This window comes from Streptomyces sp. NPDC016851 (genome assembly GCF_055562795.1).
The window spans coordinates 263,581-288,860 of sequence record NZ_JBVHEP010000001.1; the positions used below are offsets into that span (position 1 = coordinate 263,581).

19 protein-coding genes are annotated in these 25,280 nt (G+C 74.0%); 8 read left to right on the forward strand and 11 right to left on the reverse strand.

The window, feature by feature from the left end:
• Nucleotides 1-455: 455 nt before the first annotated feature.
• Together ACZ3I3_RS01195 and ACZ3I3_RS01200 are read right to left on the reverse strand one after the other, a co-directional pair.
• The gene (locus ACZ3I3_RS01195; protein WP_467361549.1) at nucleotides 456-1,889 is read right to left on the reverse strand and encodes a DEAD/DEAH box helicase; all 1,434 of its coding nucleotides are present in this window, start codon (nucleotides 1,887-1,889) and stop codon (nucleotides 456-458) included.
• Nucleotides 1,890-2,047: 158 nt separating this feature from the next.
• The gene (locus tag ACZ3I3_RS01200; protein ID WP_010032345.1) at nucleotides 2,048-2,251 is read right to left on the reverse strand and encodes a cold-shock protein; all 204 of its coding nucleotides are present in this window, start codon (nucleotides 2,249-2,251) and stop codon (nucleotides 2,048-2,050) included.
• Nucleotides 2,252-2,600: 349 nt separating this feature from the next.
• Here ACZ3I3_RS01200 and ACZ3I3_RS01205 point away from each other — a divergent pair, with 349 nt between their 5' ends.
• The 3 genes from ACZ3I3_RS01205 to ACZ3I3_RS01215 all read left to right on the forward strand — a co-directional run bounded on the left by ACZ3I3_RS01205 (nucleotide 2,601) and on the right by ACZ3I3_RS01215 (nucleotide 6,846).
• A complete protein-coding gene (locus ACZ3I3_RS01205; RefSeq protein ID WP_467361551.1) occupies nucleotides 2,601-4,808 on the forward strand; it encodes an MMPL family transporter in 2,208 nt (735 codons plus the stop codon).
• A gap of 107 nt (nucleotides 4,809-4,915) precedes the next feature.
• Nucleotides 4,916-6,169 (forward strand): sensor histidine kinase, encoded by a 1,254-nt coding sequence (locus ACZ3I3_RS01210; RefSeq protein WP_467361553.1) that lies wholly within the window; start codon nucleotides 4,916-4,918, stop codon nucleotides 6,167-6,169.
• Nucleotides 6,166-6,846, forward strand: coding sequence for a response regulator transcription factor (locus ACZ3I3_RS01215; RefSeq protein ID WP_467361555.1), 681 nt, complete (start codon nucleotides 6,166-6,168; stop codon nucleotides 6,844-6,846). The genes ACZ3I3_RS01210 and ACZ3I3_RS01215 overlap by 4 nt, the downstream gene beginning before the upstream one ends.
• 9 nt (nucleotides 6,847-6,855) lie before the next feature.
• Here ACZ3I3_RS01215 and ACZ3I3_RS01220 read toward each other — a convergent pair whose 3' ends face one another.
• From ACZ3I3_RS01220 to ACZ3I3_RS01235, 4 genes are all read right to left on the reverse strand, one after another.
• Entirely contained in the window at nucleotides 6,856-8,028 is a 1,173-nt protein-coding gene (locus ACZ3I3_RS01220) for a serine hydrolase domain-containing protein (RefSeq protein ID WP_467361558.1), read from the reverse strand.
• A 97-nt stretch (nucleotides 8,029-8,125) separates the two neighbouring features.
• Entirely contained in the window at nucleotides 8,126-8,833 is a 708-nt protein-coding gene (locus ACZ3I3_RS01225) for a response regulator (RefSeq protein ID WP_467361560.1), read from the reverse strand.
• Complete coding sequence (locus tag ACZ3I3_RS01230; RefSeq protein ID WP_467361562.1) at nucleotides 8,830-10,011, reverse strand: sensor histidine kinase; 1,182 nt, start codon at nucleotides 10,009-10,011, stop codon at nucleotides 8,830-8,832. The genes ACZ3I3_RS01225 and ACZ3I3_RS01230 overlap by 4 nt, the downstream gene beginning before the upstream one ends.
• A gap of 85 nt (nucleotides 10,012-10,096) precedes the next feature.
• Nucleotides 10,097-10,750 carry a MerR family transcriptional regulator gene (locus ACZ3I3_RS01235; RefSeq protein ID WP_467361564.1) on the reverse strand — a complete coding sequence of 218 codons (654 nt, stop codon included), beginning with the start codon at nucleotides 10,748-10,750 and terminating at the stop codon, nucleotides 10,097-10,099.
• A 191-nt stretch (nucleotides 10,751-10,941) separates the two neighbouring features.
• Between ACZ3I3_RS01235 and ACZ3I3_RS01240 the strand changes: the two genes are divergently transcribed.
• On the forward strand, nucleotides 10,942-11,862 hold the full coding sequence (locus ACZ3I3_RS01240; RefSeq protein WP_467361970.1) for a hypothetical protein: 921 nt from the start codon (nucleotides 10,942-10,944) through the stop codon (nucleotides 11,860-11,862).
• Nucleotides 11,859-12,329, forward strand: a complete 471-nt coding sequence (locus ACZ3I3_RS01245; RefSeq protein ID WP_467361566.1) for an ABA4-like family protein — start codon at nucleotides 11,859-11,861, stop codon at nucleotides 12,327-12,329. The genes ACZ3I3_RS01240 and ACZ3I3_RS01245 overlap by 4 nt, the downstream gene beginning before the upstream one ends.
• Here the strand turns inward: ACZ3I3_RS01245 and ACZ3I3_RS01250 are convergent.
• Nucleotides 12,314-12,973, reverse strand: a complete 660-nt coding sequence (locus tag ACZ3I3_RS01250; protein ID WP_467361567.1) for a response regulator — start codon at nucleotides 12,971-12,973, stop codon at nucleotides 12,314-12,316. The two genes, ACZ3I3_RS01245 and ACZ3I3_RS01250, sit on opposite strands and share 16 nt — an antisense overlap.
• 10 nt (nucleotides 12,974-12,983) lie before the next feature.
• Nucleotides 12,984-14,156 (reverse strand): sensor histidine kinase, encoded by a 1,173-nt coding sequence (locus ACZ3I3_RS01255; RefSeq protein ID WP_467361569.1) that lies wholly within the window; start codon nucleotides 14,154-14,156, stop codon nucleotides 12,984-12,986.
• A gap of 111 nt (nucleotides 14,157-14,267) precedes the next feature.
• Between ACZ3I3_RS01255 and ACZ3I3_RS01260 the strand changes: the two genes are divergently transcribed.
• Both ACZ3I3_RS01260 and ACZ3I3_RS01265 read left to right on the forward strand, forming a co-directional pair.
• Entirely contained in the window at nucleotides 14,268-15,041 is a 774-nt protein-coding gene (locus tag ACZ3I3_RS01260) for an ABC transporter ATP-binding protein (RefSeq protein WP_467361571.1), read from the forward strand.
• The gene (locus tag ACZ3I3_RS01265; protein WP_467361573.1) at nucleotides 15,038-17,419 is read left to right on the forward strand and encodes an ABC transporter permease; all 2,382 of its coding nucleotides are present in this window, start codon (nucleotides 15,038-15,040) and stop codon (nucleotides 17,417-17,419) included. The genes ACZ3I3_RS01260 and ACZ3I3_RS01265 overlap by 4 nt, the downstream gene beginning before the upstream one ends.
• 20 nt (nucleotides 17,420-17,439) lie before the next feature.
• Here ACZ3I3_RS01265 and ACZ3I3_RS01270 read toward each other — a convergent pair whose 3' ends face one another.
• Nucleotides 17,440-18,903, reverse strand: coding sequence for a hypothetical protein (locus ACZ3I3_RS01270; RefSeq protein ID WP_467361575.1), 1,464 nt, complete (start codon nucleotides 18,901-18,903; stop codon nucleotides 17,440-17,442).
• 338 nt (nucleotides 18,904-19,241) lie between these two features.
• Here ACZ3I3_RS01270 and ACZ3I3_RS01275 point away from each other — a divergent pair, with 338 nt between their 5' ends.
• Nucleotides 19,242-23,099: an nSTAND1 domain-containing NTPase gene (locus tag ACZ3I3_RS01275; RefSeq protein WP_467361576.1), complete on the forward strand. Its 3,858-nt coding sequence runs from the start codon at nucleotides 19,242-19,244 to the stop codon at nucleotides 23,097-23,099.
• A 6-nt stretch (nucleotides 23,100-23,105) separates the two neighbouring features.
• Here ACZ3I3_RS01275 and ACZ3I3_RS01280 read toward each other — a convergent pair whose 3' ends face one another.
• Nucleotides 23,106-24,026: a hypothetical protein gene (locus ACZ3I3_RS01280; protein WP_467361577.1), complete on the reverse strand. Its 921-nt coding sequence runs from the start codon at nucleotides 24,024-24,026 to the stop codon at nucleotides 23,106-23,108.
• A 172-nt stretch (nucleotides 24,027-24,198) separates the two neighbouring features.
• On the reverse strand, nucleotides 24,199-24,750 hold the full coding sequence (locus ACZ3I3_RS01285) for a DUF4232 domain-containing protein (RefSeq protein ID WP_467361579.1): 552 nt from the start codon (nucleotides 24,748-24,750) through the stop codon (nucleotides 24,199-24,201).
• Between the last annotated feature and the right edge of the window lie 530 nt (nucleotides 24,751-25,280).

A 25,280-nucleotide genomic window follows, 5' to 3' on the forward strand; every position in this document is an offset into this window, starting at 1 on the left:
TCGCGAGCAGCGAGGAGGGGGCGAGGCGGCGGCGCCGGTAGGGCCTGCCGCGCGCCGGGCGGAACCCGTGCGCGCGGGGCCGCTCAACGCCCGCGCCGACCTGCCTCCCTGACGACGGGTGACACCCACGTCGAGGCGAAGACCTGGCGGTCGGCAGTCGGCCGGGGCCGCGCTGCGCCAGGCTTCCGCTCCCGGGAGGCCTCCGCGGAGGGACCCGGCGGGCGATCCGGGGTGCGGTCAGCGGCGGCGCCGGGAGGTCCTGCCGCGCCGGGCGGAACCCGTTGCGCGCGGGGGGCGCGCACCGTCGGCGCCGTCCGGTCTGCCTGACGACGGGCGACACCCGAGTCGAGGCGGAAGGCCTGGCGGCCGGCAGCCGGCCGAGGGGCGCGCCGCGCCAGGTCCCGGCTCCCGGGATGGATTCGGGGAGGGACCCGGCGAGCGCTCCGTGGAGCGGGTCAGCGGCGGCGGCCCCGGGAGGGCCTGCCGCGGCGGGCGCGCGGGGCGGAACCCGTGCGGGCGGGGCCGCTCTCGGAGGGCGGCGGGGTGAGGACGACGGGCACGCCCGAGGGGGCCTGCGCGCCGGTGATGCGGGTCAGTTCTTCCGCGCCCGAGCGGACCCGGGTGACACGCGGGGTGATCCCGGCGTCGGCCATCAGGCGGGCCGTCTCGCGGCGCTGGTGGGGCAGGACCAGCGTGACGACGGTGCCCGACTCGCCGGCCCGTGCGGTCCGGCCGCCGCGGTGCAGATAGTCCTTGTGGTCGGCGGGCGGGTCCACGTTGACGACCAGGTCGAGGTTGTCGACGTGGATGCCGCGGGCGGCGACGTTGGTGGCCACCAGGACCGTGACCTCGCCGTCCTTGAACCGGGCCAGGGTGCGGGTGCGCTGCGACTGGGACTTCCCGCCGTGCAGGGCGGAGGCGCGCACCCCGACGGCCAGCAGCTTCTTGGCCAGCCGGTCGGCGGCGTGCTTGGTGTCCAGGAACATGATCACGCGGCCGTCGCGGGCGGCGATCTCCGTCGTGGTGGCGTGCTTGTCGTCGTCCTCGATGTGCAGCAGGTGGTGCTCCATCGTGGTGACCGCGCCGGCGGACGGGTCGACCGAGTGCACGACGGGGTCGTGGAGGTAGGTGCGGACCAGGCGGTCGACGTTGCGGTCCAGCGTGGCCGAGAACAGCAGCCGCTGGCCCCCGGGCTGCACCTGGTCGAGCAGGGCGGTCACCTGCGGCATGAAGCCCATGTCGGTCATCTGGTCGGCCTCGTCCAGCACCGTGATGGTGACACGGTCGAGCCGGCAGTCGCCGCGGTCTATGAGGTCCTTGAGCCGGCCGGGCGTCGCGACGACGACCTCGGCACCGCCGCGCAGCGCGCTCGCCTGGCGGCCGATCGACATGCCGCCGACGACCGTGGTGAGCCGCAGGCGCAACGCCTGGGCGTAGGGGGTGAGGGCGTCGGTGACCTGCTGGGCCAGTTCCCTGGTGGGGGTGAGGACGAGGGCCAGCGGCTGCCGGGGTTCGGCCCGCTGCCCGTCGATGCGGGCCAGCACGGCGAGACCGAAGGCGAGCGTCTTGCCCGACCCGGTGCGCCCGCGGCCCAGTACGTCCCGGCCGGCCAGGGAGTTCGGCAGCGTAGCCGCCTGGATGGGGAACGGCACGGTCATGCCCTCGGCGCGCAGCGCGGTCAACAGCCGCTCGGGCAGGGCGAGTCCGGCGAAGTCGTCGACGGCGGGCAGCGCCGGCGTGAGGGTGGCGGGCGGCGCGAACTCCCCGCCGGGCGCCGGACGGCGCCGGGGGCCGCCGCGGCCCGCACCGGCCGTACGGGCGGAGACACTGCGGCCCGCCGCCTTACGGGAGTGGGGCGAGCCGTTGTTCTTGCGAGCGGTGCGATCCAAGGGGATCCTTCCTCGATGCGGCACACGTATCGGGGAATTCCCGGCAGCCGGGAGGGGCCGCACCAGGATTCGCAACACTGAGCCGGGGTTTTGGATGAGAACGAGGCTGGGGCCCGCACCTCACGGTGCGGGCCCCGGTCACGTCGGACGCGTCAGCGTCAGGCAGGGACGATGTTCTCGGCCTGCGGGCCCTTCTGGCCCTGCGTGACGTCGAAGGTAACCTTCTGGCCTTCCTGAAGCTCGCGGAAGCCGGAGGTGGCGATGTTCGAGTAGTGGGCGAACACGTCAGGACCGCCACCCTCCTGCTCGATGAAGCCGAAGCCCTTTTCCGCGTTGAACCACTTCACAGTGCCAGATGCCATGCTGAATCTCCCTTAGGGGGACAAACCCGAGACCCGCACTTTACGGACTCGGAGTTGCTGAAATGATCACCCTCGGAGAGATCCGAAAATCCTCGAAAACTAAAAAGAGTGCTCGTCGACAAAGGTCGATAGAGCACTCGAAGTCTCTGGGAACCAAAACTGCAACAACAACGACGGTAGCACAGGCCGCGCCGGATGGCCCGGGAATCTCGTACCCGAGGTGTACGGGCGGCCCGCTCGTACTGCGTGGCGAGTAGCCAGGATTGTCGGCAGCCGCACGACGACGGGACGGCACGCCGCCGGAGAGCCTTGGCAGACGATCGACACCCGGATGTGGAGACCTGCTGCCGTGGCGACTTTTCTGTATCGAGTGGGCCGACTGGCCTTCCGGCGACGTTGGTACGTCGCCCTGGTCTGGGCGGCCGTGCTGGCCGCCGTCGGGCTGGGCGCCCTCAAGGCCCCGGGCGCCGGCGACGAGGGATTCTCGATGCCCGGCATCGAGTCCCAGAAGGCGTTCGACCTGATGGAACAGCGCTTCCCCGGGGCCACGGCCGACGGGGCGACCGCCCGGGTCGTGTTCATCGCGCCCGGCGGCGAGAAGGTGACCGCGGCCGAGAACAAGCAGGCCATCGAGAAGGCCGTGACCGGCCTCGGCGACGGCACGCAGGTCGCGAGCGCCGTCGACCCGTTCCAGGCGAAGACGATCAGCAAGGACGGCTCGACCGCCTTCGCGACCGTCACCTACAAGGTCGGGGCGGAGGAGCTCAGCGACGCCAGCCGGACCCATCTGGAGCGCGCCCTCGTCGAGGCCCGGGACTCCGGGCTGACCGTCGAGGCGGGCGGCACCGCGCTGCAGGCCAACGCCGGGCCGGGCGGCACGGCCGAGGTGATAGGCGTCACCATCGCCGCCGTCGTCCTGCTCGTCACCTTCGGCTCCCTGGCCGCCGCCGGGCTGCCCCTGCTGACCGCCCTCATCGGCGTCGGCGTCAGCATGGCCACGATCCTCACCCTGTCCCAGGCCCTCGGCCTGTCCACCACCACCGGCACCCTGGCGATGATGCTGGGCCTCGCCGTCGGCATCGACTACGCCCTGTTCGTCGTCTCCCGCTACCGGGAGGAACGCGCCAAGGGCCGGGCCCCGCAGGAGGCCGCCGGACTCGCCGCCGGCACGGCCGGGTCCGCGGTGGTGTTCGCCGGGCTCACCGTCGTCATCGCGCTGGCCGGGCTCGCCGTGGTCGGCATCCCGATGCTCACCAAGATGGGCCTGGCCGCCGCCGGCGCGGTCGTCGTCGCCGTACTGATCGCGCTGACGCTCGTCCCGGCCTTCCTCGGCTTCTGGCCGAACGCCGTGCTCACCCGGCGGGCCCGCAAGAGCGGCCGGGTCGAGGGGAGCGACGGCGACAACGGCGGCAGCCGCTGGGCCCGGTTCGTGCTGCGCCGCCCGATACCCGTCCTGCTCCTCGGCGTCGTCGGCCTCGGCGCCCTCGCCCTGCCCGCGGCAGGCCTCCAGCTGGGTATGCCGGGGGACGAGGCCAAGCCGGTCTCCACCACCGAACGCCGCGCCTACGACGCGCTCGCCGAGGGCTTCGGGCCGGGCTTCAACGGGCCGCTGACCGTCGTGGTGGACGGCAGGGGCGTCGCCGACGCCAAGGGTGCGGCGGCCGAGATCGCCCGGGAGATCGGCGCCACGAAGGGCGTCGTGTCCGTCTCCCCGGCCCGCTTCAACGACGCCGGTGACACCGCCGTCTTCTCCGTCGTGCCGTCCACCGCGCCGACCGACGAGAAGACCAAGGACCTGGTGACGACCATCCGGGGCGAGCGGCCCGGCATCGAGTCCGGCACCGGCGCGAGCTTCGAGGTCACCGGCACCACCGCGATGAACATCGACATCGCGGAGAAGGTGCAGGCCGCGCTGGTCCCGTATCTGACCGTGGTCGTCGGCCTGGCGATCGTGCTGCTGCTGGTGGTCTTCCGGTCCCTGCTCGTCCCGCTCAAGGCGGCCCTCGGGTTCCTGCTGTCGGTGCTGGCGTCCCTCGGCGCGGTCGTCGTGGTGTTCCAGCAGGGCCACGGCGCGGAACTCCTCGGCGTGGAGCAGACCGGCCCGATCATGAGCCTGATGCCGATCTTCCTGGTGGGCATCGTCTTCGGCCTCGCGATGGACTACGAGGTGTTCCTCGTCTCACGGATGCGGGAGGCGTACGTCCACGGCGAGTCGCCCGCGCAGGCGGTCACGTCCGGCTTCCGGCACAGCGCCCGGGTGGTCGTGGCGGCGGCCCTGATCATGATGGCGGTCTTCGCCGGGTTCATCGGCGAGAGCGACTCCATGATCAAGATGATCGGGTTCGGGCTCGCCTCCGCCGTCCTGTTCGACGCCTTCGTCGTCCGGATGGCGATCGTGCCCGCCGTCCTCGCCCTGCTCGGCGACAAGGCCTGGTGGCTGCCGAAGTGGCTGGACCGGGCGCTGCCCCGCGTCGACGTGGAGGGCGAGGCCCTCAGCCGGCCGGAGCGGGAACCGGCCCCGGACCCCGCGCCGGAGCCGGAGCCGGCGCGCGCCTGAGGAACCCGCACCCAGGGCCGCCCGTGGCGAAGGACACGGGCGGCTCCTCGGGCGTTCCCGCCCGACGTCGACCACCATGGTCCCCAGCCCATCCCCCGGAGAGCCCGATGAGTATCACCCTGGAGCGGCGCTACGCGGATCGCCTGGAGGAGTTCTCGGCCCGCCACGCGTTCCTCGTCGATCTGGCGATGGTCCTGGCGCTGATGGGCTGCGCGGCCCTCGGCGGCTCGCTCACCCTGCCCAGCGCCGACCCGCCGGACCAGGACAAGACCGCCACCGTCCTCATGGGCGTCGCCTGCCTCGTCCTGCTCAAGCACCGCACCCACCCGCGCACCGCCGTCGTCGTCGCCGGGGGCTGCACGGTGGCAGCGGTCGCGCTCGGCTACCTGGTCACGCCGCTGCTGCTGGCCCCGGTCATGGCGGCGCTGTACTGGCTCGCCACCCTCACCGACCGCCGGACCACCCGCGTCTACGGCATCGTCACCATGCTGGCGGTGATCGTCGCGGCCGTGTTCTCCCACTCCATGGACCACCTCTCGCTGCTGCTGAGGACGATCGGCCCGTTCTTCTGGCTGATGCTGCCCCTCGCCGCCGGCAACATGACGCGGCTGCGGCGCGCCTACCTCCAGGCCGTGCAGGCCCGGGCCGAACACGCCGAGCGCACCCGGGAGGAGGAGGCCCGGCTGCGCGTCACCGAGGAACGGGTGCGCATCGCCCGCGAGCTGCACGACGTCGTCGCCCACCACATGGCCCTGGCCAACGCCCAGGCCGGCACGGCCGCGCACCTCGCCCTCAGCAACCCCGAACAGACCCGGAAGATCCTCACCGATCTGACCGGCACCACGTCCTCCGCGCTCCGCGAGCTGAAGGCCGCCCTGGGCCTGCTGCGGCAGAACGACCACGAGGACCACTCCGGCCCCGGCTCCACGGCCCTGGAACCGGCCCCCGGCCTGGCCCGCCTGCCCGAGCTGGTGTCGGCGTGCGCGTCGGCGGGCCTGGAGGTCACCGTCACCACGGAGGGGGAGCCGCAGCCGCTGTCACCCGGCGTCGACCTGACGGCGTTCCGGATCGTGCAGGAAGCGCTCACCAACGTCACCAAGCACGCCACCGCCGAGGCCGCCCGCGTGCGCCTCGCCTACACCGGCAGCCGCCTGCTGATCACGGTCACCGACGACGGCACCGGCAAGCCGGTGGCCGAGGCGCCCCAGGGCCGCGGGTTCGGCGTCATCGGCATGCGCGAACGCGCCCGCTCCATCGGCGGCGAACTGTGCGCCGGCCCCCGCCCCCAGGGCGGCTTCGAGGTCACCACCGCCCTCCCGCTGCAGCCCACCACCCACCCCGCCGAAGGAACCACGCCATGACCATCAGGGTGCTGCTCGCCGACGACCAGGCCCTGCTGCGGGCCACCTTCCGGATCCTCATCGACTCCTGCGCGGACATCGAGGTGGTGGCCGAGGCCTCCGACGGCGCCGAGGCGGTGGAGCTGACCCGCGTCCACCACCCCGACATCGTCCTCATGGACATCCGCATGCCCGGCACCGACGGCCTCACCGCCACCGCCGCGCTGTGCGCCGACCCGGAGCTGTCCGCCACCCGCGTCCTCATCCTCACCACCTTCGAGACCGAGGACTACGTCGCCCAGGCGCTGCGGGCCGGTGCCAGCGGCTTCCTCGGCAAGGACGTCACCGCCGACACCCTGCTGGCCGGGCTGCGCACGGTGGCCTCCGGCGAGGCGCTCCTCTCACCCGCCGCCACCCGCTCCCTCATCACCCGTTTCCTCCTGGCCCCCGCCCCCGGCACCCATCTGGCACCGCCGGAGCGCCTCGCCGAGCTCACGGTCCGCGAACGCGAGGTGATGGCCCTGGCCGCGGAGGGCAGGTCGAACACCGAGATCGCCGAGGACCTCACGCTCAGCCCGCTGACCGTCCGTACGCACATCCACCGGGCCATGACCAAACTGAACGCCCGCGACCGTGCCCAACTGGTCGTCATCGCCTATCAGACGGGCCTGGTGCGGGCGGCTCCGCCGGCGCTGTGAACGTGGCTGCTACGGCCGCCCGTACACCGCCACCATGATGTTCTCCGCCACCTTGTTCATGTCCTGGCCCTTGGCGTCCGTGGAGTTGACGCTGTAGACGAGGGTGCGCGAGCCGTCGCGGGTGGAGGCGATGGCCGTGTTGTAGCCCCAGCGCCCGCCCGTCTTGCCCCACACCTCGCGGCCGCCCAGCACCTTCATCGAGAGGCCGACGGAGTACGCGGCCGGCTTCCCGGTCCTGAAGTCGGTCACCTCCGGCAGCGTGAACATCTCCTCCAGGAGCGGTCCGCGCACGACGCGGCCCTGGAACAGGGCCTTGGTGAACCGTTCGAGATCCGCCGTGGCCGAGATGATGTCCCCGGCCGCCCAGCCGTCCGTGGACCCCCACACGGACACGTCGCGCAGCCCGGTCGTGCCGTCGTCCAGCCGCATGGTCTGGTAGCCGTGGTTGTGCCGGCCGGTGATGCGCGGGTTCTTCCCCGGCAGGTACGTGTCGTGCAGCCCGAGCGGGCGCAGGATCCGCCGGGCGACCTGACGCTCGTACGTGTCACCGGTGACGTGCTCGATCAGCAGGCCGGTGATCGTGTAGCCGATGTTGAGGTAGTGCTGCCGCTCGCCCGGCGCGAACTCGGGCTTCTTGGAGGTCGCCGAGCGGACCATGTCCCGGGGGTCGTGGACCCGGAAGCGGTCGGCGTACACCTCCTCGACCGTGGTGCCCGGGAAGTCGGGGGCCGGGATGCCGTGCGTGTGGTTCAGGAGCTGCCGGACGGTGACGTCCCCGTACGCCGCCGGGATCAGCTCGGGCAGGTAGGAGCGGGCGCTGCGGCCCAGGTCCAGTCGGCCCTCGGCGGCCAGTTGCAGGGCGACCGCCGCGGTGAAGACCTTGGTGACGGAACCGGCGCGGAAGCGGGCGCCCGGATCGGCGGGCCGGCCGGTGCGCAGATCGTGCACGCCCGAACTGCCCCGCCAGACGCCCTCGTCGCCTCCGACCCGCACGAGGGCGGCGGTCGCGTCGGCGCTGGGGAGGCCGGCGATGGCGGCGGCGAGGGCGGGGTTCCGGGGCTGGGCGGCCAGGTGGGCGGGGGCCCGGTCAGGGGGCGTGGCGGCGGCGGCCGGGAGGGCGGACGGCCCCGCCACGACGCCCGCGAGGAGTACGGCGGCCAGCAGGGAAGCGGTGCGGGGCATGGTCAACTCCGTGGGTGTGAGCCGGTGTTGTGGGTACGGCTCCATCCTCGGGACCGGCGGTGCCGGGCGGATCGCCCGCGCAGGGGGTCTCGGAGGGTCAGTTCCTCGCCGACGTGGGGGAGGGGCCGGCCCGGTCCGCTCCCCCGGGCGGGGGACCCCCGGCCGCGACGAGCCCGGTCTCGTACGCGCAGATCACGGCCTGGATCCGGTCGCGCAGGCCCAGCTTGGCCAGGACGTTGCCGACGTGCGTCTTGACCGTGTGGTCGCTGACCACCAGCTCCGCTGCGATCTCGGCGTTGGACAGGCCCCGGGCGAGCAGCAGCAGCGTCTCGCGCTCCCGCCCGGTCAGCACGTCCAGCCGGGCGGCGGGCCGCGGGTGCCTCGTGGAGCGCGTGTACTGCTCCACCAGACGCCGGGCCACGGAGGGCGCGAGCAGCGCGTCGCCCGCGGCGACGACCCGTACCGCGTGCACGAGATCGTCCCGGCGGACGTCCTTGAGCAGGAAGCCGCTCGCGCCCGCGTGCAGCGCGTCGTACACGTACTCGTCGGAGTCGAACGTCGTGAGCATCACGGTCCGGCAGTCGCTCGCGGCGCTGATCGCCCGGCAGGCCTCGATCCCGTCCATGCGCGGCATGCGCACGTCGAGCAGCGCCACATCGGGGGCGTGGCGCCGCACCGCCTCGACGGCCTCGGCCCCGTCGCCCGCCTCCGCGACGACCTCGATGTCCGGCTGGACGTCCAGGATCAGCGCGAAGCCGCTGCGCACCAGCTCCTGGTCGTCGGCGACCACCACCCGGATCGTCACCGCCCGGCCTCCACCGCGGCCGCCACGGGAATCCGCACCCGCACCTCGAACCCCCGCCCGTCCGCTCCCCGCCCGGTCACCGCGCTCCCCCCGAGCGCCGCCGCCCGCTCCCGGATCCCGACGAGCCCGTGCCCGCCCCGGCGGCCGGCGGCCCCGGTCTGCGCCCCGCGCCCGTCATCGGTCACACACACCATTAAGTCGTCATCCCCATAGGTCAGTTGCACGGTCACGGTACGGGCGCCGGCGTGCCGGACGGTATTGGTGAGGGCCTCCTGAACCACCCGGAACACGGTCGCCCCGACCGCCACCGGCACCGGCCGGACGGCCCCCGCGGTCCGGTACACCACCTCCAGCCCGCTCCCCGCCCGCACCCGGTCGCACAGACCGGCCAACTCCGCGACCCCGGGCTGCGGTTCGCGCGACCCGGTGCCACCGCTGTCGCCGTCACCCTCACGCAGCACCCCCAGCATCCGGCGCAACTGCGTCATGGCGTCCCGCCCGGTGGCGGAGATGGCGTCGAAGGCGGCCTCGGCCCGCTCCGGCGCGGCCCGCACGGCCACCGGCCCGGCCTCCGCCTGCACGATCATCAGGCTCACGGCGTGGGAGAGGATGTCGTGCATCTCCCGTGCGATCCGGGCCCGTTCGCGGGCGGCGACCTGCTCCGCCTCGACGCGGTGCGCCCGCTGACGGGCGTCCGTGAGCCTCCCGAAGACATAGGCGGCGGCGAACACGAAGACGGAGAAGGTCAGTTCCCGGGCCGACCGGGTGTTGAGCCACACGCCCACCGGCACGGCGGCCAGCAACACGAGCCCGGTGACGAGCCGTTTGCGCGCGGGCGACAGCGCGGCAATGGTGTACACGACCACGAGCCCGGTGTACGGCAGCGGCTGCCCGGGCCCCTCCACGGCCAGCCGGTACAGCCCGTTGGCGGCCAGCACCGCGAACAGCACGGCGACGGGGGCGCGCCGCCGCCAGACCAGGGGCAGCACGGTGAGCGTGGTCAGTCCGTACGCGGCCCAGGTCGCCGGCGGCGCCCCGGCCGCCCGCGGCACGACGAACGGCATGGTCATCGCGGCCTGGACCAGGAGCGCGACACCGATGTCGACGACAAGCGGATTGGCCGCCCCCAGCTCCCGCCCGCGCTCCCACCACTCCCGTAAGCCCCCGCGTATGTCCATAGGCGGTACACGGTAACGACTCCCGGCGCGGCGCACCGGGAGTCGGAAAGGGGGAGCGTGCCGACTGGGGGCTTGGGGGTGTCCGCTAGCTCTCGCCGCCCCGCGGCGCCCCCTCCGCCCCGTACAGCCTGGCCGAGGCGTCGACATGGGCCAGGCGGCGCAGCGCGCTGAACACCGCCTCGCCCAGGACCGTGCCGATGACCACGCCCTCCACCATGTCCTCGACCGCGACCCGCCGGTCCACGTACGCGAGGTCGGCCCGGGCCACCTGTTCGGCGGCTTCGGCGTAGGTGTCGAGGAGTTCGGCGAAGGTTCCGTGGCCCAGCCGGGTCAGGGCGGCCAGGGCTCTGGAGAGGTCGGCGGCGGCGGGGTTCGAGGCGTGGGTGCGCCAGCCGCGTCGGGAGATGAGGTCGGACACGGCGGTGCGGGCGGCCGCCGCTTCGGCGTCGTCCTGGTCGGCGGCCGGGCCGCCCATGCGGTCGGCTGCCGCACCGAGCACCTTGTGCAGGGGGCGGTCCGGGTCGTCGACGGCCGCCAGGACGTCCGCGATCTCCGCCACCTTCATGCCGCCGACGTCGAGCAGGGCGCGGATCAGCCGGAGCCGGCGTTCGTGTGTCTCGTCGTAACTCGCCTGGTTGCGGCTGGTCAGCTCACCCCCGGGGAGCAGCCCTTCACGGACGTAGTACTTGATCGTCGGCACCGGCACCCCGGTCTTCCGGCTCAACTCTCCGATGCGCAACGCCGGTTCACTCCTCGAAATTCGCCCTGCCCGTGGGACCGACTCTTGCCGACCCGGCTCCCATGATAGATAGTGGGGCTATCCGATAGCGGATAGTGCCGCTATCCATTAGCTGGTCATCTGAATCAGGGGTGGGCATGGTGTTCTTACGTACGTCCTGGCATCGGCCGCTGGCGGTGTTCTCGGCCGCGATGGCGGTCCTGGCGGTCGTGTCCGCGGTGGGAATCGTGGTCGACGACCGTGTGCTGGTGGGGGCCCCGATCTGGGCCAAGCCGTTCAAGTTCGCGGTGTCGTTCGTGGCGTACTGCCTGTCGCTCGCCTGGATGCTGTCGCTGCTGCCCGACCGGCGGCGCGTGGGCTGGTGGGCGGGGACCGTCGTCGCGCTGGCGAGCCTGGTCGAGATGGTGATCATCACCGGGCAGGTCGTCCGCGGCAAGCGCAGCCACTTCAACCACGAGACACCGTTCGACGAGGCGCTGTTCAACGCGATGGCCGTCACGGTCGTCGTCCTGTGGGCCGGCACGCTCGTCGTCGCCGTGCTGCTGCTCGGCGCCCGGATCGCCGACCGGGCGTCCGCCTGGGCGATGCGCTCGGGGATCCTGCTGGCGCTGGCCGGGGCAGCCGTCGGCTTCCTGATGACCCAGCCCGCGCCGGGGCAGGAGCGCGGCGTCTCCAGGGTGGTCGGTGCGCACAGCGTGGGCGTGCCGGACGGGGGCCCCTCGATGCCGCTGACCGGCTGGTCCACGGCCGGCGGTGATCTGCGCATCCCGCACTTCTTCGGTATGCACGCCCTGCAACTCCTGCCGCTGCTCCTCATGGTGCTGACCGTGCTCGCACCGCGCTTCACACGCCTCGCCGACGAGCGGATCCGGCTGCGTCTCGTGCTGGTCGCCTCGGGTGCGTACGCCGCCGTCTTCGCGCTGCTCCTCTGGCAGGCGTTGCGCGGACAGCCGCTGATGCGTCCGGACGGGGCGACGCTGGGGGCGGCCGGGCTGATCCTGCTCGCCGTCGCCCTCGGGGTGTACGGAGCTGTGCGGACGGGCCGGACCTCTCCTCCACACGGGGTGACAGACGCGGCAGGTGCTCCCGCCTCGAAGGACCTCGTGGCATGACCGGATTCCTCTTCGACCTGTCCTTCCTCCTGGCCGCGCCCGTCTGGCTGCTCATGATCTTCGCGCCGGCGTGGGGGCCGACCGCTCGCATCGCCGGGTCACCGCTGACCGTGCTGCCGGTGCTCTTCGTGTATGTCGCGCTCGCGGTACCGGTGTTCCCCGAGCTGTGGACCGCGGTCAGCAGTCCGGACCTCGGCAGCTTCCGCGAGCTGACGGCCCTGCCGGACGGGGCCGGTGCCGTCTGGGCGCAGGTCATCGCCTGGGACCTGCTGGTCGGGCAGTGGATGTACCGGGAGGGCCGGCGGCTGAAGATCCCCGCCCTGCTGATGGGACCGCTGCTGGTCCTCACGATCCTGCTGTCGCCGTTCGGGCTGCTGGTGTTCCTGGGAGTGCGTGCGGTGCGGGTGCGGCGGGCGGGAGCGAGGCCCTCGACCGGTGCGCCGGTGCCCGGTCAGGCCCGCAAGTAGGCCAGTACCGCCAGTACCCGGCGGTGGTCGTCGGGGGCCGACGGGGGCAGGTCCAGTTTCTGGAGGATGCTCGCGATGTGCTTGGCGACGGCCGCGTCCGTGACGACCAGGCGGCGGGCGATCGCCGCGTTGGAGCGGCCCTCCGCCATGAGGGCCAGGACCTCGCGTTCGCGGGGCGTGAGCCGGTCCAGGGGGTCGCGGCGGCGGGCGAGGAGCTGGCGTACGACCTCCGGGTCGACGACCGTCGCCCCGGCGGCGACACGGGCGACGGCGTCGGCGAACTCCTCGACGTCGCCGATGCGTTCCTTCAGGAGGTAGCCCGTGCCGACGCTGTTGCCGCGGTCGTCCAGGAGTTCGTCGGCGAAGGTCTGCTCGACGTACTGGCTGAGCACGAGGACCGCCAGCCCGGGCTGCTCGGCCTGGAGCCGGCGGGCCGTGCGCAGGCCCTCGTCCGTCTGGCCCGGTGGCATACGGACGTCCGTGATCACCAGGTCGGGGCGGTGTTCCCGGGCGGCGGCGAGCAGGGCCAGGCCGTCGCCCACGGCGGCGAGCACCCGGTGGCCGAAGCGCTCCAGCAGATGGACGAGACCCTCCCGCAGGAGGACGGCGTCCTCCGCGATCACCAGGCGCAGGGACTGCCGCATCAGAAGCCCCCTAGGTGGACGGACCGGCGCACGGGATCTCCGCTCTCAGCAGGGTGGGTCCGCCGGGCGGGCTGGACAGGAGCATTCTGCCGCCGGCGGCGGCGATCCGGTCGGCGAGGCCGACGAGACCCGTGCCGCGAGCGGGCTCGGCGTCGCCGGAGCCGTTGTCCTCGATGTCGAGGCGGAGCACGCCGTCGCGGCAGCGGGCGCTGACGCGGCAGCGGTCGGCACCGCTGTGCCGGGCGATGTTGGTGAGGGCCTCGGCGGTCACGTAGTACGCCGTCTGCTCGACGGCGGCCGGCAGCCGGCCCGGGAGGTCGAGGCCGAGGTCGGCGGGGACCGGGCAGCGCCCGGCGATGTCCCGTACGGCGGCGGGCAGTCCGCGTTCCGTCAGGATCTGCGGATGGATGCCCCGGATCAGTTCGCGCAGCTCGGTGAGCGCCTCCTTGGCGAGAGCGTGGGCCTCGCCGACCTGCCGCGCCGCCGCGCTGCCGGGCGGCAGGTCGAGGGTGGCCAGGCCCAGCTTCATCGTGAGGGCGACGAGCCGCTGCTGGGCACCGTCGTGCAGGTCGCGTTCGATGCGGCGGCGTTCCGTCTCGAAGGCGTCGACGAGTCGGGCCCGGGACCGTACGACCTCGCGCAGTTCGCGGTCCTTCGGGAAGAGCACGGCCCGGCCCACCGCCGCACGGACGGCGGCCCACGCCCCGATGGGATACGCGGCCACGGGCAGCAGCAGCGCGCCGGCGACCGGGCCCGCCACGGTCTGCCAGGGCAGGGCGGTGGGCTGGAAGGGCGTCAGCAGGAGGAAGCCCGGGATGCCGAGCGAGACCAGGGCCACGGCGAGGTCCATCCAGCCGACCGCCAGGACCGATACGACGCCGTAGCCGACGGCCCGTGGACCGCCCGACGACTCCGGCCGGTCGCCGGCGTCGACGAGGGAGAGGCGACGCCGCTCCAGGGGCCCCGCGAGGGCGGCGGCGAAGACCACCACGGCTCCCGCGCAGAGCACCTTGGCGATCGTGCCGATGGGCGCGGTGAACAGCCCGGCCACACCGAGGTAGACAGCGGTCGCGAACACGCCGCCGGACAGGAGATATCCCAGGGCGCGCCACGGCCACGCGGTACGGAGGAACCCCAACGGGCTGCGGGTGAGGGCCTCCAGGACGGTTCGGGGGGTGGTCACGCGGTCGACCGTAGCGGCGCCGGGGGGTGGAGGCAGTAGTGCCAGGTGGAGTATCGGCACTCGCCCTGGCGGCAATGTGCCGGGTGGTGTCCGCGTCGTTGGCTTGAGGGCATGACCACGACCCGTACGACCAAGGCGCACGGCACTTCAGCAGTCCTGCCCGTCCAGCTCCGGTCGCTCACCAAGCGCTACGGCACCGGCGACCGCGCCGTCACCGCACTCGACGACGTCACCCTGGACTTCGCGGCCGGGACGATGACGGCCGTCATGGGCCCCTCGGGCTCCGGCAAGTCCACCCTGCTGCACTGCGCGGCGGGCATCGACCGGCCGAGCGCCGGCGAGGTGCTGATCGGCGGTACGGACCTGAGCGGGCTGGACGAGAACGCGCTCACGGTGCTGCGCCGGGACCGGATCGGATTCGTCTTCCAGGCGTTCAACCTGGTCTCGGCCCTGACCGCCGCGCAGAACGTCGAACTGCCCCTGAGACTGGCCGGGTCACGCCCCTCGGCGGACGAGGTGCACGCCGCACTCGCCGCGGTCGGACTCGCGGACCGGCACGGACACCGGCCGAGCGAACTGTCCGGCGGCCAGCAGCAGCGCGTCGCGATCGCCCGGGCGATGATCTCCCGGCCCGCCGTCCTCTTCGCCGACGAGCCGACCGGCGCGCTGGACAGCACCGCCTCGCGGGTCGTGCTGCGGCTGCTGCGGTCCCTGGTGGACGGCCGCGGGCAGACGGTCGTGATGGTGACGCACGACCCGGCCGCCGCGGCGTACGCGGACCGGGTGCTGCTGCTGGCCGACGGCCGGCTCGCGGACGAACTGCCGGGCGCCGAGGGCGCCGAGGCGATCGCGGCGCGGACGGCCGCCCTGGAGGTGCGGCCGTGATCAGCCTGGCGACAGCGAGAGAGCGGTGGACCTCTTTCCTGGGGTCCTTCGTGGCCGTGGCGGTGGGCGTCGCGGTCGTCACGATGAGCGCGCTGGTGCTGCTGTCGGACGGCACGGGGGTGCCGCAGCGGCTCGCGGGGGCGCCGGTGCTGGTGCGCAGCCCGGCGGGGGCGCCGACCGCCGGGGTGTTCACGGAGAACCCGCCGTGGGCGCCGGAGCGCGCCGGGGAACTGCGCCGTGAACTCGGCCGGCTGCCGGGAGTGGCCGCCGCGGTGGCCGACCGGTCCTTCTACGCGCAGGCACCCGGCAGCGATCAGCGCACGGGGGAGCGGCAGGGCCACCCCTGGTCGGCCGCCGCGCTCGCCACGTACGGCCTGAGCGGGGGCAGAGCGCCGACGGCGGACGGTGAGATCGTCGTGGACGACTCCCTCGGACACCGGCCCGGCCAGCCCCTCACGGTGCTGACGGCGCGCGGACCGCAGCGCTTCGTGGTGTCCGGCACGGTCGACGGCCCCGGCTACTACGTCACCGACCGGCGGGCCGGGGAACTGGCGGGCGGGGTACGCACCATCGGCCTGGTCCTCGAACCCGGCACCGACCCCGCCCGCGTCGCGGCCGCCGCCCGGAACGCCGTCGGTGATGACGGCACCGTCCTGACGGGCGCCTCCCGTGACGTGCTCGCACCGCAGCAGGACGAGATGACCCGGTGGATCGGCGGTCAGGTGCTCACCGCCATGGCACTGCTGTCCGCGTTCGTCACCGTCTTCAACGTGTCCTCGACGTTCGCGTTCGCCATCGCCCAGCGGCGCCGTGAGTTCGGCCTGCTGCGCACGATCGGCGCGTCACCGCGGCAGGTGCGGCGGCTGGTGTACGGGGAGGCCCTGGCGGTGGGCGCCGTCGGCGCGGCGGCGGGGGCGGCCGCGGGAGCCGTCCTGGCGCCCGCGATGACCGGGCTGTTGATCGACGCGGGCTTCCAGCCGGCCGGCTTCGAGGTGAGCGTCCGCTGGTGGGTACCGGCCGTCGCCTGGGCCCTGGGCGTGGCCGTGGCACTCGCCGGAGCGGGCGCGGCGGCGCGTCGGGCCTCCCGGGTGAAGCCGCTCGAGGTGATGCGGGAGGCAGCGGTGGACAACCGGCCGATGACCCGCCGCCGGTGGGCCACCGGGCTGACGGCGACGGGCCTGGGCGCGGCCTGCTCGGCGGGTACGGCCTTCGCGGGGGCCGACGCCATGGTGCTGCTGGTCCTGGGCGCGGCCATGAGCCTGACGGCCGGACTCACCCTCCTGCTGCCGGTGTTGACCCGGCCCGTGATCGGGGCACTGACCCGCCCGCTCGCCCGGCGCCCCGGCGCCACGGCCGTGCTCGTGCGCGAGAACATGCTCACCGCGGTGCGCCGCACCTCCGCCACGATCGCCCCCGTGCTGGCGACCGTCGCCTTCGCCGTACTGATCACCAGTGCCGTGCAGACCACCCGGAGCGCCGACACCACCCGGCAGGCCGCGGCCGTGCGGGCCGAGGCGGCCGTCGTGCCCCGGGGCACACCGGGCCTGTCGGACGCCGTGGTCGACCGGGTCGGGGGCACGGCGCTGCTGTCGACGACGGTCCACGGCGGCGAGGGCAGGGCCGCCTTGTCGGCGGCCGGGGTGACGCCCGGCTTCGAGAGGACGTACCGGGCTCCGGCGCCCCGCTCGACCACCGTCGCCGTCACCGCCGCCGTGGCCGCCGCGCACGGCTGGCGGGAGGGCCGGACCGCCACCCTCACCTTCGAGGACGGCCGCACCCGGCACCTGCGCGTGAGCGCCGTGCTGGACGACTCCATGCCGTACCAGGTGTTCCTGCCGCGTGAACTGGTACGCGCCCACGACCCGTCGGCCCTCGCGGACGTCGTCTACCGCACCACCGCCACACCGGCGCCGTCCCTCTCGGGACTGGGCGCCGAGGAGGTCCCGGTGGCGGTCCACGCGGCATCGGACGACGCCGAGGAGGACCGGCTGGTGTGGCTGTTCACCCTGATCCTCGTCACCCTCACCGCGGGCTACACCATGATGGCCGTCGCCTCCACCGTGCTGACGGCGACCGCCGGCCGGGTACGGGACCTCCGCGTCCTGCGCCTGTCCGGTGCGACACCGCGCCAGGTGCTGCTGACGCTCGCGGCCGAGACGTGCTGCGTCGTCGCCCTGGGCGCCGCCCTGGGCGTGGCGGTGGCCGCTCCGGCCCTGTTCGGCATGGCTCAAGGGCTGCGCCGGGAACTGGGGCTGCCGGTCGAGTTGTCGGTGGCCTGGCCGTGGCTCGCGGGTGTGGTGGCCGGTTGTCTGCTGCTCGCCACGGTGGCCACCGTGCTCCCGGCCGGGGGCACGCTGCGGCGGATGCGGCGGGCGTGAGGGCCGGGCCGGGCGGATGGTCATCGTCGGACGACCGGGCGGAACGCCTCCCGTACGCCCGACGTGGACGTCGAGACGAACTGGTCGCCCGGTCCCAGGCCGTACATGTAGTACTTGTAGCGCAGGACGCTCGGGCAGCTCCCGCCGCCGATCTGGACCGAGCGCGGGTCGAGGCGCTTGCCGGTGCGCAGTTCGTAGACCTTCAGGGGGATCTTGACCTTGTAGAAGGTCACTTGGTGGGGCAGGTACTTCGACTTGTCGTTCTCGTAGGGGCAGGTCTGCACGGCGGCTCCGTTCTCCGCCGCGCCCGAGCAGACCACGAGCGCGGCCTTGGCCGGGTCGCCGGTGCGCCAGGAGCCGGGGAGCTTGTCCGTGTACTCGGAGTCGCCGAGGAACAGGGCGCGGTGGGTGCCCTTGCGGTACGGCGGGGCTCCGCTGTACTTCGCCGGCTTGGAGCAGTAGCCGGAGTCGGCGCCGTAGGTGTTGTCCACCAGGCCGCGCACGTGGTCCAGTTCGATGGCGAGGGTGGCTTTGCGGACGCCGTCGCGGGCCTCGTCCGTGCGGGCGTCGTCGGGGTAGGCGTCGAGGAGCCGCTGGTAGTGGGTCCGGGCCTGCTGCCAGGCGTCCTCGGTCATCAGGTGGTCGCCGCAGCCCACCAGGGCGGCGGGTTCCGTGCGTGCCGCCGTGCCGGCGGAGCGGTCCAGGACGTCGTGGGTGGGGCCGCGGTCGCGGAGCCAGGCGGTGAGGGCGGCGGTGTCGCAGGAGTCGTCGGTGGGCAGGCCGGCGAGGAAGGTGTCCAGGGCCGTCCTGACGGTCTGCTCGTTGCCGGGTTCCTTCAGGACGTCGGCGAGCGTGCCGAAGCCGCGTCCCAGGTCCTCGGTGCTGCCTCTGCGGGTGGCGCGGGCCAGGGTGTCCGCCGCCCCGGCCAGCCGGCGGCAGGCCGCGACCACCGCGTCTCCGGGGTCCACCACGGGCGCGCCCGCCAGGCGGTGGCCCCACCACACCTCGCCCTGCGCGGCGACGGCCGCCTCGCAGTCGCCGCCCTCGCGGGCCTCGGTCACGCGGCCGGCGATGCCGTACGCGTCGGCACGCAGCAGTACGGCGGTCAGCACCACCGCGAGCGCCAGGGCGAGCGTGCCCGCGCGCTGCCCGCGTCGCACGGCCCGTTCCGGGCGGCGACGGGCCAGGAACCAGCCGTGGGCGATGCCCGCAGCCCACCACAGGAGCAGCAGGATCTCGTAGCGGCCCTGGGCGGTGGAGGCGGTGAGGCCGAGGAGCACGGCCGAGCCGAGTGCGGCGACCGCGGCCAGGCGCCACCGGCGCAGCAGCAGATAACCGATGCCGAGCAGGGCCGCGTTGCCGAGGGCCACCGCCCACGGGTCGGCGGGGACCGGGGGCCGCGGCGGCGCGGAGGGCTCCGGCGGCAGGGGCGGACCGGGTTCCGACGGCAGGGGCGGGCCGGGTTCGTACGCCGGGTACGTCATGCGGTGATCACCCCGTGCCGGGTGTGATGGCGTCCGTGCATGGCTCTCCTCCAGCCTGTCGCGGATGTGTGCGGACGTGTCCAGGAGGGCGGGGCGGCCCGAGCCCTCCCCTCGCAGGGTTCGGACCGCCGCCCCGGGGCCGTCCGGCCACGTCCTTCGGCCATTCGACCGCCGTGCGCGGTTGTTCGGCTGGTCCCCTCCCGGCACCGAACAACCCGCCAGGCGCGTACCGGGCCGTGTGGCCTGGAGGAAGCGTGAGGATGGGGTGAACGCCCGTGTCACGGCCGTCGATACGGCCGAGAGTCGGGGGAGGGGCGTACGAGGTGAGGGGGCGGCACGTGCCGGGACAGACAGGGCCGGGTCGCGCCGAGGGGGAGCTGGATCCGGAGGCCGGGCCGGTGCAGCGGTTCGCCGCCGGGCTGCGTGCGCTGCGCGAGGCCGCGGGCAGACCGACGTACCGGGAGATGGCCCGGCGGGCGCGGTACGGGGTGACGACGCTGTCGCAGGCGGCGGCGGGCAAGCAACTGCCCACCCGCGCGGTGACGCTCGCCTACGTCAGGGCCTGCGGCGGCGACCTCGCCGAGTGGGAGCGACGCTGGCGCGAGGCGTCGGAGGAACTGGCCGCCGAGAGCGCCGCCGAGGACACCGCCCGGCCGCCCTATCGCGGCCTGACCCGGTTCGAACCGGGCGACGCCGAACTGTTCTTCGGCCGCGACCGGCTCGTGGAGCGGCTCACCGGGCTGAACCGCAAGCACCGCTTCACCGCCGTCTTCGGCCCCTCCGGCAGCGGCAAGTCGTCGCTGCTGAGGGCGGGCCTGATCCCACGGCTGCGGGCGGCCGACGACGATGACGCGCCGCCCGCGGCCGTACGGATCCTCACCCCGGGCGCGGACCCGCTGCGCACGCACGCCGAGCGGCTGGAACCCGTACCGGACACCGACGCCGACACCTGGCTGATCGTCGACCAGTTCGAGGAGCTGTACACCCTCGGCGCCGACCCGGCCGACCGGGACGCCTTCATAGACCGGCTCGTCGCCGCCACCGCCGCCGACAGCAGACTGCGCGTCGTCATCGCCGTGCGGGCCGACTTCCTCGGCCGGTGCGCCGAACACCCCGGACTCACCGCCGCGTTGCAGGACGCGACGCTGCTCGCCGGGCCGATGAGCCGGGCGGAACTGCGGGAGGCCGTCGTCCGCCCGGCCGCCGCGGCCGGACTGATCGTCGAACGCGCCCTGACCGACCGGCTCCTGGACGAGGTCGAGGGCGCCCCCGGCGGACTGCCGCTGATGTCCCACGCCCTGCTGGAGACCTGGCGCCACCGCAGCGGCCGGACCCTGACCGAGGCGGCGTACGAGGCGGCCGGCGGACTGCACGGCGCCGTCGTACGGACGGCCGAGCAGGTGTACGGCGAACTGACGGCACCACAAGCGGAGTTGGCCCGGCGGATCCTGCTGCGCCTCGTCGCGCCCGGCGACGGGACCGCCGACACGCGCCGCCCCACCGGCCACGCGGAGCTGGACTTCGGCGACCCCGCCGACACCCGGCTGGTCCTGGAACGGCTGGCCCGGGCCCGCCTCATCACCTTCGACGACGGCACCGCCGACCTCGCCCACGAGGCGCTCATCACCGCCTGGCCCCGGCTGCGCGCCTGGATCGACGCCGAACGCGACCGGCTGCGCGTCCACCGCGCGCTGTCCGAGGCGGCCCGCACCTGGCAGGACCTCGGGCAGGAGAACGCCGCGCTCTACGCCGGCTCCCGGCTGTCCGCCGCCCGCGACGCCTTCCCGCACGACCCCGGCAGTGACGAACTCACTTCCCTGGAACGGCGCTTCCTCACCACTTCGCTGCGCCGCCGGCAGCGCGCCGCGCTCCTGCGCCGCACGGTCGTCGCCGTACTCGCCGCGCTCGCCCTGCTCGCCACCGGCACCGCCGTCGTCGCCCTGCAGGCCCGCGCCACCGCGCAGGCCGAACGGGACGACGCGGTGTTCGGCGGGCTCACCGCCGAGGCCGACCGGGTGCGCGACACCCACGCCGGGCTGGCCGCCCGGCTCGACGTGGCCGCGTACCGCATGCGCTCCACGCCGGACCTGCGGACCCGGCTGGCCTCGGACGCGGGCCGGGTGCTGGCCACGCGGCTGCCCGGCCACGACGGGGGCGGCAGCTCCGTGGCGTTCGCGCCCGACGGCCGCACCCTGGCCGCCGGCGGCCAGGACGGCACGGTCCGGCTGTGGGACACCGGCGGCAGGACGTTGGGCGAGCCGCTGCGACCGGGGACGGACCGGGTCGGCGCGGTCGCCTTCGCCCCGGCGGGCCGCGACCTGCTGGCGGCCACCGGCGAAGACGGCGTCATCCGCCTGTGGGACGTGCGCGACCGGCAGCACCCCCGCGCCCTCGGCCGCCCGCTGGTGAGCCACGCCGGGGAGAACATCGTCTCCGCCGCCTTCGCCCCCGACGGCCGCACGCTCGCCACGGCCGGCGACGACGGCACCGTACGCCTGTGGGACCTGACCGACCCGGCCCGCCCCGCACCGCTCGGCCATCCCGCCGTAGCCGACGACTCGGAGGACCGCAGCGTCCGCGCGGTCGCCTTCGCCCCGGACGGGAAGGCCCTGGCGACGGCGGGCTACGACGGCACCGTCCGGATGTGGCGCTACGGCGGGAACGACGGGAACGGCGGGAACGGCCGGAACGGCGGGATCGCACCGCTGGGCAAGCCCGTGCGCGCCCACACCGACCCGGTCTGGACCCTGGCCTTCTCGCCCGACGGGCGCACACTGGCCACCGCCGGCTTCGACGAGACCGTACGGCTGTGGGACGCGTCCCGCCCGGACCGGCTCACGCCGCTGGGCGAACCGCTCACCGGCCACACCGCGCCCGTCCTGTCGGTCGCGTTCAGCCCCGACGGGGAGACGCTGGCGAGCGCCGGGGAGGACGACGCGCCGCTGCTGTGGAACGTGGCCAACCCCGCCTATCCGCAGCAGCTCGGGGAGCCGCTGACCGGACACACGGAGCCCGTGTGGGAGGTGGCCTTCAGCCCCGACGGCCGTACCCTCGCCAGCACCGGCGCCGACGGCGGCGTCCTGCTGTGGCACCGGCCGCCGACCGTCCTCACCGACTTCACCAACCCGGTGACCGCCGTCGCCTACAGCCCCGACGGCCGCCTGCTCGCCGCCGCCAGCACCGACGACGGTCTGGTCCGCCTGTGGGACGTACGCCACCCGGACCGCCCGCGCCGGCTGCCGCGGCCGCTCGCCCACGAGGACCGGGTGCTGGCCGTCGCGTTCGCGCCGGACGGCCGTACGGCGGTCAGCGGCTCCGCGGACGGCACCGTACGCCTGTGGGACGTCTCCGCTCCCGACCGCCCGGCCCCGCTCGGAGCGCCCCTGCGCGCCCACGACGGCGGGGTCGACGCCGTCGCGTTCGCGCCGGACGGCCGCACCCTGGCCACCGGCGGCGCGGACGACACGGTCCGGCTGTGGGACGTACGGCGACCGGACCGCGCACGCCCGCTCGGCGCACGCTTGCGCGGCCACACGGACACGGTCACCTCCGTGGCCTTCGCCCCGGACGGCCGCCTCCTGGCCACCGGCGCGGAGGACGCCACGGCCCGCCTGTGGCACGTGGACGGCGACGGGACGCGAGCCCGGCCCGCGGGCGCCGCCCTCACCGGACACGACGAGTCGGTCGAGGCGGTGGCCTTCGCCCCGGACGGGAGGACCCTGGCGACGGGCAGCGACGACCGTACGGTGCGGCTGTGGGACGTGCGGGACATGCGGGACGTGCGGGACTTGCGGGAAGACGGCGAACGGGGCGGCCGAGCCCGCCCGTTGGGACAGGCACTGACCGGGCACCGCGCGGCGGTCCGAGCCCTGTCCTTCGCGCCGGACGGCACCACGCTGGCGACGGGCAGCGGCGACCACACGGTCCGCCTGTGGGACGTGTCCGACCCGGCCCGGGCCGAGCCGTCCGGCCAGGAACTCACCGGCCACCTCGACACCGTCACCACCGTCGCGTTCAGCCCGCGCGGCGACACCCTCACCTCCGCCGGCTACGACCTCACGGCCCGGGTGTGGACGCTGGACGCGGACCGCGCGGCGCGGTACGTCTGCGCGCACACCGGCGGCGTCCTGACCCGGGCCGACTGGGAGCAGCAGCTGCCGCAACTCCCCTACAGGGAGGCGTGCGGAGGGCCGTAGAGGCGCTCACGGGCGGGAGAACTTCAGCACGGCACCGTCCTTGTTGTGAGCGACGACGTTCGCTTTCAGGCCGTTGCCGAACCCGGCCTCACCGCCCCCGCCGCCGAGTTGTATCAGGCCGCCCCCCGACTGGAAGGTGACGGAGTCGTCCGCCACGATGACGTGCACCTTCGTGCCCTTCGCCGTGATGTCCGCGGTGGAGGTCACCAGGACCTCGCACGCGCCGTCCGAGCAGGCCGCGTAGTTCTTGCCGTCCGCCGCCTCGGGCAGCGGGCCGGTGGCGTCGGGCGCGGGCGAGTCGCCCTCCCCGGACGACCCGTCGGGCTTCCAGCCCGGCGCGCACTGAGCGGCCTGCTCGTACGCCGCCGCGAGCCGCGGAACCTTCTTGGTCAGCGCGGGCAGGTCCGGCTGGGGCGGGGTGAGGGACTGGACCCGCTTGTCGGCGTCCGCGACAGTGCTCTCGGCGTACTCGAGGCCCACCGCCGGTGACTGTGCTTCGAGCTCGTTCGCGACACTCCTCACCTTCTTCCGCAGGGCGTCGCGCAGCCGGTCGGCCGCGGGAACGCCCGACGGACCGAGGGCCTCCAGGTCACCGGCCACGGTCTCCACGTCCGCCGGTGTCCTGGAGAGGTAACCGAGGGCGCGGGCGTGGGCGAGCATCCCGGTCTCGTCGTCCGAGTCCCGGATCTCCTTCAGATCCGCGGCGCTCTCCTCGCGCAGGTTCCGCAGCGCGACCGTCGCCTCGCACATGTCGCCGACCCACTCCACGAGTTCGGACGGCGGCGACGGCGACGCCGACGGCGACCGGGCCGGCTTCGGCTCGGCCGGCGACCGGGCGGCCTTCTCGTCCGTCCCGCCCTCCCCGCACCCCCCGACGGCCAGTACCAGCCCGGCGACCACGACCGCGACGCCCCTGCTCCTGCCCATCCGACGACCCCTCTCCGTGCTGCGGCCCTTTCCGGTGAGCCCAGTTCAGCCGCGGCACGGATTGTTCGGCCACCCGGTCCGCTGCCCGAACAACGCGTCCGGGCGGACCTCTTCACCTGCTGCGCGCCCACGGCACCGCCATCACCGGCGGTGCCGTGGGATGCAGGCCGGCTCAGCCGAACAGCGCGTCGTACACGTCGCTCTGCCAGTACGTGACGAAGTTGGCGCTGTTGAAGTACACGCCGCCGCCGGGCAGCTTCAGCGTCGCGCCCTTGCCGAGCGAGCCGTTCAGGTTCTTGTTCGAGAAGTCCACGCCCAGGGTCTTGGCGATGTGGCCGTCGTCGCCGTCAGGGCTGGAGGTCCCGATGCCGGCGTACCCGGACTCGCCGGGAGCCAGGGTCACCACGGCCTGGGGCTTGCTGGAGTCCAGCCACGGCACGGGAGCCTGGGCGCCGGCGCCGGCGGCCAGGTAGGGCGCACCGTAGAGGTTGCAGGGCTTGGTGCCGGTGTTGGTGGCCGTCAGCAGCAGGGTGTTGATGGGCCGGGAGACGTCCTCGACGGTCAGCTTCGTGTTCGCCGCGGTGCAGTCGACGGTCGCGGCGGCCTTCTGCGGGGTGGCGGCGGAGGCCGTCTGGCCCGCGGCCTGGACACCGACGAGTGCGAAAGCGGCGGCAGCGACCAGGGAGGAGGCGGCCACTCGGGTGAAGGGCTGAGCGATACGCATGCGTTGAACTGCTTTCTCTGAGTTTCGAGTTTCCTGGGTTCCGGATTTCCGGAACGAAATCTCCCGGTTCATGGACGCCGACCGTACATATGTGCGGCCGGGACCGGAAGTCGATATCGGCGTCACCGCCCTCGAAGGGGCGGCCCGCTGCGATGACCGAAGCTTGCGCCACGTTCCGTCCCACCCGCCATTCCCATCGGTCTTTTTGGGACGCTGGAATGGTGGCACCGGCTCTGACCTGGTGGAACGTCCCGCTCGCGGGACGCCGAACGGGATGGAGGGCTGGCGGGAGGGCTGGCGGGAGGGCTGAGGGGGCGCGTAGCGGGCGCCGTCGGCCCCGGGATTTCCGAATTCCCGTATTCCGTAAGTGAATTCCCTGTACGGTGTGATCCGCATGCTCTTCAGTCCCTGCCGAATCTTCCGTATTCGAAAGGGGGTGCGGGCAAGCTCAAATTGCGCCAAGCGGTGCGACCGCTGCTTTCAGGACTTTGTCCGCGGTAAAACCGAGAAATCGTTCCGACATATCTACG